This window comes from Acidiplasma cupricumulans (assembly GCF_001402935.1).
Taxonomy (GTDB): domain Archaea; phylum Thermoplasmatota; class Thermoplasmata; order Thermoplasmatales; family Thermoplasmataceae; genus Acidiplasma; species Acidiplasma aeolicum.
Genome location: NZ_LKBH01000266.1, coordinates 1 through 9,192 on the forward strand (window position 1 = coordinate 1; position 9,192 = coordinate 9,192).

At 34.2% G+C, this 9,192-nt stretch carries 8 protein-coding genes; 4 read left to right on the forward strand and 4 right to left on the reverse strand.

Annotated features, from left to right (window positions below; all coding sequences use genetic code 11):
- Window positions 1–41 precede the first annotated feature (41 nt).
- On the forward strand, window positions 42–665 hold the full coding sequence (locus tag AOG55_RS07155) for a hypothetical protein (RefSeq protein ID WP_048100869.1): 624 nt from the start codon (window positions 42–44) through the stop codon (window positions 663–665).
- A gap of 24 nt (window positions 666–689) precedes the next feature.
- On the opposite strand, the gene AOG55_RS07160 is transcribed toward AOG55_RS07155, so the two are convergent.
- Both AOG55_RS07160 and AOG55_RS07165 read right to left on the reverse strand, forming a co-directional pair.
- The gene (locus tag AOG55_RS07160; RefSeq protein ID WP_048100870.1) at window positions 690–1,160 is read right to left on the reverse strand and encodes a DUF1940 domain-containing protein; all 471 of its coding nucleotides are present in this window, start codon (window positions 1,158–1,160) and stop codon (window positions 690–692) included.
- A gap of 60 nt (window positions 1,161–1,220) precedes the next feature.
- On the reverse strand, window positions 1,221–1,868 hold the full coding sequence (locus AOG55_RS07165) for a helix-turn-helix transcriptional regulator (RefSeq protein ID WP_048100871.1): 648 nt from the start codon (window positions 1,866–1,868) through the stop codon (window positions 1,221–1,223).
- An 87-nt stretch (window positions 1,869–1,955) separates the two neighbouring features.
- On the opposite strand from AOG55_RS07165, the gene sufC reads away from it, so the two are divergent.
- From sufC to AOG55_RS07185, 3 genes are read left to right on the forward strand one after another with little or no spacing between them, the layout of a single operon-like run.
- Entirely contained in the window at window positions 1,956–2,699 is a 744-nt protein-coding gene (gene sufC, locus AOG55_RS07170; protein ID WP_048101321.1) for a Fe-S cluster assembly ATPase SufC, read from the forward strand.
- A gap of 5 nt (window positions 2,700–2,704) precedes the next feature.
- Window positions 2,705–5,155: a Fe-S cluster assembly protein SufB gene (sufB, locus tag AOG55_RS09695; protein ID WP_236688988.1), complete on the forward strand. Its 2,451-nt coding sequence runs from the start codon at window positions 2,705–2,707 to the stop codon at window positions 5,153–5,155.
- Window positions 5,156–5,184: 29 nt separating this feature from the next.
- The gene (locus AOG55_RS07185) at window positions 5,185–6,402 is read left to right on the forward strand and encodes a SufB/SufD family protein (protein ID WP_048100873.1); all 1,218 of its coding nucleotides are present in this window, start codon (window positions 5,185–5,187) and stop codon (window positions 6,400–6,402) included.
- Between the two features lie 18 nt (window positions 6,403–6,420).
- Here AOG55_RS07185 and AOG55_RS07190 read toward each other — a convergent pair whose 3' ends face one another.
- Complete coding sequence (locus AOG55_RS07190) at window positions 6,421–7,857, reverse strand: APC family permease (protein WP_055041094.1); 1,437 nt, start codon at window positions 7,855–7,857, stop codon at window positions 6,421–6,423.
- A gap of 238 nt (window positions 7,858–8,095) precedes the next feature.
- Window positions 8,096–8,995, reverse strand: coding sequence for a hypothetical protein (locus tag AOG55_RS07195; protein ID WP_055041095.1), 900 nt, complete (start codon window positions 8,993–8,995; stop codon window positions 8,096–8,098).
- Window positions 8,996–9,192 lie beyond the last annotated feature (197 nt).

The window sequence follows — 9,192 nt, forward strand, 5'->3', positions numbered from 1 at the left end:
AAATCTTTTAATATATATGTAAGATAAAGCAATGATGGCTAATGGATAAAAAGAAAATTTATATAATTTTATCGGTAATTGTCGCAATAATAGTGATTAGCGTTGTTTCTGCTGAACTTGAATATGAGCATTTTGGTTTCCCATCAAGCTCCTCTATATCTTCAGATATTGGTCATCAGATAAACTCTAGGGTCACGTTAACATATACAAATTCATTCAATATTTCTTCCCAGCCAGGTATCCCTTCTAATGTTACGAAAGCAGAGTATGTTATCTACAGTTATGGATATTATTCAACAAGCTCCAGTGGGTCAAAAATTCCGCATTATGATCGGGTTATTATTGAACAATTCTATTTTAAAAATGCAACTGATGCAAGATTATCCTATAGATCACTTTATAATGGAGAATTAGCCTCTTATAGGTCAAATACAGGCCATAACCTTACAAGCTCAAATATAACCTCTATAGGGATAATCAGTAATAGCACATCATTTTCTGGGTTTAAGTACTCGGTATTTCCATCCAACAATGGCAATTTAACTGCACAGGGATTCGGCTACAGAAATAACCTGTTTTTCCTTGTAAATTGGAACAGCAGGATAAACTACAGTGATGCAAAGAAAATTGTTAATTCAACTATTTCATCAATGGTGGGTCTATAATTTCATAATATTTTTATTTAAATTTTATAAGAGAACATCTCCCATTGCAACATTAAGCATTTTATTAATTAGCTTTCCAAGGAATTCCAGGGTATAATCATCTACAAAATCCTTAAATTGATCCATGTTTTTTAATTTATAAAGATGGGCAAGCATAAGCCTTGTATGGGCAGCTGCCATTATTAAATTTGCAGTATATTTATTTCCAGAATTCATCTTTTCCTTGGCATCTATCCATTCCTTATTATAGTGCCTTAAGGATTTTCTGATTTCATCGCTTAATACAGTATCACCGTCATATATGTGTGAATTTAGGGTATCAAGTATGTCAAGCAGTTCCCTTGTTTCTTCTATATTTTTTGCCTCCGCAATGGCAAGGCCAAGAAAGGATTCAGCCATTTTAAACTCAGAGTCATAGAGAAAAAACTCATGATCAAGAGGTAAATAATCATCAATCAGATCGCAGTATTCCATTAATGGATTTTCATCCTCCATGTAATCTTTATTTCAATGTTGTATTATTAATTATTTTAACTAAAAAAACTAAATTAGAATTTATATTTTTATTTCAACCACACATTTGTTATCCCCGTCCGCAAATGTCTCTATTAATGAAAAATTATCGTTAATTTTATCCGTTATTATTGATTTTTCCAGTGAACCGCATACCAAATTTTTATTATTTTTTGCCAGTTCATAAAAGATACAATTGTGCCTTATTATTTTCACATTGTCCTCATTTACCTCAATTTTAGCATAGTATCCAAGCTTGTTAAGCAGATTAACATATTCCCTTAATTTATCTATTTTTTTATCCCTGCTCATCTGTGAAAAATCAAGATAATTATTAGTATCAACCATTCTGGATGCAATTTTCATTAATATCTCATTCGTTTTGTTTATGCCTATAGTGTCCTGCATTTCCTCAAGTAACAGTGTTGCAAAATTTATATACTGTTTGGGGAATAATTCCATACCCTTGTCTGTAATTTTGTAATATTTTTTTGGCCTGCCAGATTTCGCCCTGACAAAATATGATGTAACCAGTCCCTTATTTTCGAGAAAATTTATATGCTCTTTTACAGCATTTTTATTTATCCTAATTATTAAAGATAATTCCTCAAGAGTTTTATCCTCATAAAGTAGTGAATTTAGTATTTTGCTTTTATTTTGACCCAAATAATCATCAATTATATTTTCCATATTACTTATATAACTAATAGGTATATATATTTTAGTCACTTTAAACATAATAAAATGTTTATATACAAATTAATCATATACATTATAATGACAGATACAGTACTGGAAATAAAAAATCTTAAGGTTTCCGCATCAGGAAAGGAAATATTAAAGGGTATAAATTTAACAGTGAAATCAGGGGAAATACATGCACTCATGGGACCTAACGGTGCCGGTAAATCAACTCTTGGCGAGGCCCTCATAGGCCATCCAAATTATGAAATAACGGATGGTAATATAATAATAAACGGAAGGGATGTAACCCATTCCACACCAGAAGAAAGGGCTAGGCAGGGATTATTTTTGGCATTTCAGAGCCCAATTAGCATTCCCGGCGTTAAAATCTCAACATTTTTAAGGACAGCCTATAATGACCTGTATCCAGATGAAAAGTTACCATTAAGGGATTTCTTTAATATGGTTAAAACTGCAATGAAGGACCTTGATATGGATGAATCCTTTATTTCAAGATCTGTAAACGATGGCTTCTCTGGCGGTGAGAGAAAAAGGTTTGAGGTTCTTCAGATGGTTATACTCAAGCCAAAAATTGTAATACTGGATGAGATAGATTCAGGTCTGGACGTTGATGCCCTTAAATTGGTTTCTAGTGAGATTAAAAAACTGCACGATTCAAATGTGGGATTCCTAATAATAACACATTATCAGAGAATACTTAAGGACATAATACCTGAATTTGTCCATGTTTTAAGGGATGGAAAAATAGTATTAAATGGTGGTAAGGAGATTTCCGATAAAATAGAGCAGGAAGGTTTTGAATGGATTGAGGCGTGATGAATATGGAAGATTATAATAAGGATGAGGAAATAGAAAAATTAACCGAAAGTTTAAAGCACAGCAAAAAATCAGACTATGAATTTTATGATAAAATAAACCCGGTATACTCAACTGGCAAGGGTCTGAACAGAAAAGTCGTTGAGGAGATATCAGATATAAAAAAGGAGCCTGACTGGATGAGGAGGTCCAGATTAAAGGCACTTGAAATCTTTTTATCAAAACCAATGCCAACGTGGGGGCCTGATCTTTCAGAAATTAATTTTGATGAGATAACATATTATACAAAACCGGAGGATGTTAAGGCAAAGAGCTGGGATGAGGTTCCAGATCAAATAAAGGAAACATTTAATAAGCTCGGCATACCACAGATGGAGCAGAAGTATCTTGCAGGCTCAGTTGCACAGTATGACAGTGAGGGCGTTTACAGCAGTCTGAAAAAGGAATGGGAGGAAAAGGGTGTAATATTTACAGATCTGGACACAGCAGTGCAGCAATACCCAGATCTTGTTAGGGAATATTATTGCAAGGCAATACCACCAAGCGATAATAAATTTGCGGCATTAAACGGCGCTGTATGGTCCGGTGGTTCATTTTTATACGTACCAAAAAATGTTACAATTGACCTTCCATTACAGACCTATTTCAGGTTAAATGGTGAGCAGAGCGGACAGTTTGAGCATACAATAGTAATAGCAGATGAGGGTGCAAAGGTTCATTACATAGAGGGCTGCCTCCCAGAGGATGAGTTAATAAGCCAGGGTGATAAATTTATAGCAATCAATCAATTATTCACAAACGATGGTGTAATATCTAACACAGGAAATAAAAGAAAAATCACACGCAAATACGTGCATCCATACAATGGGTTCATGTATAATATAGTTCCAGCATCGCCTGTAAATGCATTCAGGGCAACATCAGAGCATCCCGTATTAAGCATAAAAAGGGAGGAGGTTTCAGTAAGGATAAATAATGGACATTATGAAATATCCACAGAAAAATTAATGGCCGTTGAACCCCAGTACAGGAGAGCTGATGAACTAAATCCAGGAGATTTTCTTGTTTATGTCTCACCATTGGAGGTTCAGGATAATGATTCAATCAATGAATCAATGCTAAGAATCCTTGGGTTTTACACAGCATCTGGAGTTATATCATTCAACAGGCATTTAAACATGTACCAGATGTTATTCTCGTTCAGGGAAAATGAAAATGCCAGCGAATTATACTCCATAATAAAAAATATGGGGGAGCAGGCAAGTATAATTAAATCAAACAAAAAATATACTGTTTCAACATATTCAAAGCCATTGATTGAATTTTGTATTCACAATGCAGGGCAGAATTCAAATGAAAAAATATTTTCAGAAACAGTAATGAAGCTGCCTCCGGAGAAACAGAAAATAATCATAGATTCATATGCAAAGGTTCGTGGAAATCTTTACTCCAGATCCTGTGGATCAAGAAATGTAAGAATCTCAGTGCATTCGAAAATACTTGCACTTCAGATTCAGGAAATATTATCAAGAAGCAATATATTTGCAATAATAAATCTAAGAAACAAACATTATACAATAGAATACACAGAAAATGCCAAATTCCACAGAATAAGGCATAAAAACAATTATTATTTTGTCCCAATTAAAAAAATAGAACGCCAGGAATACAATGATATTGTTTATAATCTTGAGGTTGATTCTGATAACTCCTATCTTGTAAAGGGATTTGCAGTACATAACTGCACCGCACCGAGATATGACACAAGCTCGCTGCATACCGCCATCGTTGAAATATATGCACATAAAAACTCAAATGTAAAATATACAAGCGTTCAGAACTGGTCAGATTCGGTATATAACCTGCCGATAAAGAGGGCATGGGTTGATGAGGGTGCCCATATGGACTGGGTAACAGGAGAATTAGGATCAAAGGTAACAATGATATATCCATCATCATATCTTAGAGGAAGGGGGGCCTCAACATCCAATCTTCAAATAACCCTTGCAACCAAGGGGACATTCAAGGATGCCGGAGGAAAGGCAATACATCTGGCACCGGATACAACATCAAGGATTGTATCAAAATCAATAAGTTTGGATGACGGTTTAACTGTTTACCGTGGCCTTGTAAGGATGAATGAGGGTGCAAAGCGTGCAAAAAGCCATGTCCAGTGCGATGCACTTCTAATAAACAGCGACTCAAAGAACTATACATATCCATATGATGAAATCTATGAGCCAACAGCAGAGTTCAGCCATGAGGCCACTGTAGGCAAAATAGGTACTGATGAGCTTACATATCTTAGGTCCAGGGGATTAAGTGAGGATGAGGCCTCATCCATGATAGTACTCGGATTTATGGATGACATAATGAAGGAGATACCCATGGAATTTGCAGTGGAAATGAACAGGCTTGTAAAGCTGGAGATGTCCAAAATGGGTGCCGTTGGATAAATATTTATATTTTTTAAGGTGATAATTCAATGATAGAAGACTATTTGGATACTTTAAATGAGAGATTTAGGGATTTCGATATAGAATACCGCAAGCAGGCGTATATTTACTATCTTAAATATCCTGATCCCCCATATAAGGAAAGCCCCGACAGGAAAACCTATGTGCATATAGCCGATGAAGAACTTGACAAAATGGCACATGGAGAAATGTATGTTGGCATTAAAAAATCAAAAAATCCTGATATAAATTATGATATTATTGTAAACGATTCAGAAATAATCCTTAATAATAAGGATAAGAATATTTACACATCAAATATGAAAAATGCCTTTAAGGAAAGGCATGATTTATTTGAAAAATACGTTGATACTGTATATGGCAAATACAATAAGGAGAACCTAATAAATTTCTCATATGAAAACGGTTATTTTGTTTACATCCCGGATAATACAAGTGCTGAAATAAAAATAAAATCAGAACAGGATGCAAATTCATCATTTACAGTTAAAAATGTAGTAATCATAGGGAAAAATTCAAAAGCCTCCATAGTGGATTTATACGAATCTGAGGATGATGGCAGCGGCATACATGGAAGAAATATATACATATTCTGCCTTGAAAACTCAAAGGTGGATTATAATTATATTCAAAATGAATCATTAAATTCAGCAAATATAACATATGTAAGGCCAGTACTCTATAACGATGCCCAGTTAAAAATTATTGATGTAAATACTGGGTCTGGTAGGGTTATATATAACCATGAAAGCGAGATGCACGATAATACCACCCTTAATTCCTATGGCATAAATATAACAAGGGGCATCCAGGAGCATGATATCTGGGATTCAAGCCTTCAGTATGGGAAATTCTCAAACTGTGACATAAATATTAAGGGAATAGTCTTTGATCAGAGTTCAACAATGCACAGGGGAAATATAGATATAGAACCTGATGGTGTAAAATCAACAGGATTTTATAACTCCGCCATACTTTTAATGTCTGAAAATGGCAAGGGAAATTCAAAACCTGCATTGTTGATAAAAAATAATGATACAAAATCAAAGCACGCATCGGTAATATCAAGCATAGATCCGGAGCAGGTATTTTATTTAAGATCCAGGGGCATATCGGAAAATGATGCTATATCACTTATAGTACAGGGGTTCCTTGGATATATTAATGACCATGTTGACAATGAATTTGCAAAAAACATTATATCAAAAATAATTAATATTAACTAATTTTTTAAAATTTTTAATTTATAATTTTCCCTCCATCAATTCATCCTGCACAAGCATATCGCTCTTCCCGGCATTTTTTATTTTATCCGGATGCTTTTTAGCATATATAAGCACTGCTATTAATGTAAGTATTATGAAAACTATGGCGGTTATTATTGAATAATCTACAGGATATGCTGGAGGGTTAAAGCTGTAATACATCGCTATTAATAGGATTATGGTGGCAATCAACGGTATGATTAAATGCAGTGTTGGTTTAAATGCTTTTAATCTCATGTATGTTTTTGTTAATCCAAAGTTGCTTAATATATGTCCTATAAACAGTGCAGCGGAAGATGCAGAAACAAGATAAACGAAACCATCATATGGCCCAATTAATATGCCTGCTATTAACGATATAAAATATGCAACGGCAGCGATTATTATTATAGCAATATAAGGAGTTTTATGTTTTGGATGAACCCTGGAAAATAATGAGGGTCCAAGCCCATCCCTGCTCATTGAAAATATCATTCTTGAGCTTGTATTTAACGGAGCCAGTGAGCCTGCAAATAAACTGTTTATTATAAAAACGAACAATAAAATGGTAAATGGAAGGCCAAGGAATTTATCGGCCACTATTAATCCGGGCACGCTTGATGCTGCAAATTTATTCATCCTGTTAATTCCCCAGCCGACAGTTAATGCATAAGATGTGAGGACAAACACCACACCTGTTATTAGAAAGCTTATTAATAATGCCTTTTTTATATTTTTCCTTGGCTGTTTTGCCTCCTCACCAAGTGTGACCACGGCAGATGAACCTGACATTGAGAATATGGCAAGAACCATGCCAACACCAACACCTGCAAATCCATGAGCAGGTCCTGTTGTGAATGGAACATACGTATTTTTTGGTCCAAGTGCGACTATAATAACTATAGATGTTATTATAAGCAGGATTATTTCAATTGCTGATGCTGTAAAACTATAGGCCAGTGATGGTTTTATACCCAGATAGGCTATTATCGTTATTATGATCAAAAAGGCGGTCATTATTGGAATCCATGTATAATTACCTATGCTAATTCCAAGAAAGTATGATATTGTTCCAGGTATAAAAACCCCTGATGTGAATAATATTGCATTGGTAATTACCATGAAATATGAAAACCACATCATATAACCTATTATGAGACCATACCGTGGACCAGCACCCTGAGAGTTAAATGTGTAAAAACCACCAGCACCATTTATCTTTTTCGAAAACTGATACGGTGTGTTTATCCATATTAATACACCTATAATGGAGATTACATATGCCAGTGGCAGGGACCCCAGGGCATATCCTGCAGCTCCAGTCATGGTTGCAGCAACGGCACCAAGAGGTGAAATCATTGCTATTGCCTGTCCAAGAAGAGGATAGAATCCGGCGGCATTCCTTTTAAGTCTCTTAGATTCACTAACTTTTTCCATAATCAATACATGAGTTTTTTATCGATTTAAACATTTTGAGGAGTAAAGTAAATTGCAAATTAATATACGTATTATTTTTATTTTATAAGCATAATCGGATTATACCTAACGATATACTTTTTATTCAACTCATTCTGGATTGATATTATGCTTTATGTTTTTGCATTATAAATATGAAATATTTAATGGGAATATAATTTGCCATTTAATACTAATATTTATGAATCCATACTAATTTTTAGTCAGGTTTTCTGAAAGATATCCTTGTTCTGGAATAAATTACGCCCCTTTTCCTTACCATGTATGGTGTAATAACAATTTCTGCACCACATTCACAATTTTTAATTTTATTCATGGCAACATATCTTACTATTTTCCTGCCACAGAATGGGCATGTAACCTTATTTTCCGATTCTGATCTCACCACCCCTGCCAGTGCTGTTTTTAATTCATTGAATGTACCATTAAAAGAGCTAAGAATTCCTCTATTTCCAATAAAAATTTTGAATGAAAAATAATTCTTCCCATCAACTTCAAATTCGTCAATATAGGATTCAATGCCGTATTCCTGTCCTATATCGTTTAGATATTTTTCTAATTCATCTCCAAGGGAATAGCCTGCATCCCTCCTGTCAATTTCGGCATTAACATTTTTTAGTATATACATCCTGTCTTTTTCATCGAATGTTTTCATAATATCTATTATGTTTTCCCTGTCTATGTCAACTCCAGAATCTAAATATTTATATTTAAAATCCGGAAAATACTGAACTTGGTCTATTAATCCTTCATAGGTTTTAGACCTCTGGCAGTAGTTAGATAAATAACTAATAACAGAATTCTTAATGTCATTATGCCTCCTTTTATCTGCCAAACGACTCTTATTTTTGTATTTCAAAAGCCTGAGTTTTACCTCACCTGTGTCAAGGCCTTCCTGCAAAATCAATTGTGCCAGCTCTGAACCTGACGTCCAGCCATAAGCTGTTGCAACAGACTCGGTTTTATTCATTAAAATATTAATAAAACCCTTTATATCCTGATTAGGGTCCACATCATGATCTATATGAAAAAGAAGCTGGGCTGTGGCAATGGCAATGCCTTTTTTGCGTTTTCTTTCATATTTACTTAAATTAAGCATTTATTTTCACTCTTTTATTTATTTTATCATATATCATTGTAATGCTAAATGCTATAAACATTTATCATTTTTGGGAATCTTATAAAAATAATAAATGGGCATGGGGCTGGTTCAATAAAAAATTTTTCTACTGGTTTGTAAAGCTCATACTGGATATTATAAACGGGATAATATCAGTAAAATGTAAAATAAAAATA

Excerpts from the sequence above, each read along its gene's own strand:
- AOG55_RS07155 (WP_048100869.1), top strand. The coding sequence starts at position 42 with ATGGATAAAAAGAAAATTTATATAATTTTATCGGTAATTGTCGCAATA.
- AOG55_RS07160 (WP_048100870.1), bottom strand. The coding sequence starts at position 1,160 with ATGGAGGATGAAAATCCATTAATGGAATACTGCGATCTGATTGATGAT.
- AOG55_RS07165 (WP_048100871.1), bottom strand. The coding sequence starts at position 1,868 with ATGGAAAATATAATTGATGATTATTTGGGTCAAAATAAAAGCAAAATA.
- sufC (WP_048101321.1), top strand. The coding sequence starts at position 1,956 with ATGACAGATACAGTACTGGAAATAAAAAATCTTAAGGTTTCCGCATCA.
- sufB (WP_236688988.1), top strand. The coding sequence starts at position 2,705 with ATGGAAGATTATAATAAGGATGAGGAAATAGAAAAATTAACCGAAAGT.
- AOG55_RS07185 (WP_048100873.1), top strand. The coding sequence starts at position 5,185 with ATGATAGAAGACTATTTGGATACTTTAAATGAGAGATTTAGGGATTTC.
- AOG55_RS07190 (WP_055041094.1), bottom strand. The coding sequence starts at position 7,857 with ATGGAAAAAGTTAGTGAATCTAAGAGACTTAAAAGGAATGCCGCCGGA.
- AOG55_RS07195 (WP_055041095.1), bottom strand. The coding sequence starts at position 8,995 with ATGCTTAATTTAAGTAAATATGAAAGAAAACGCAAAAAAGGCATTGCC.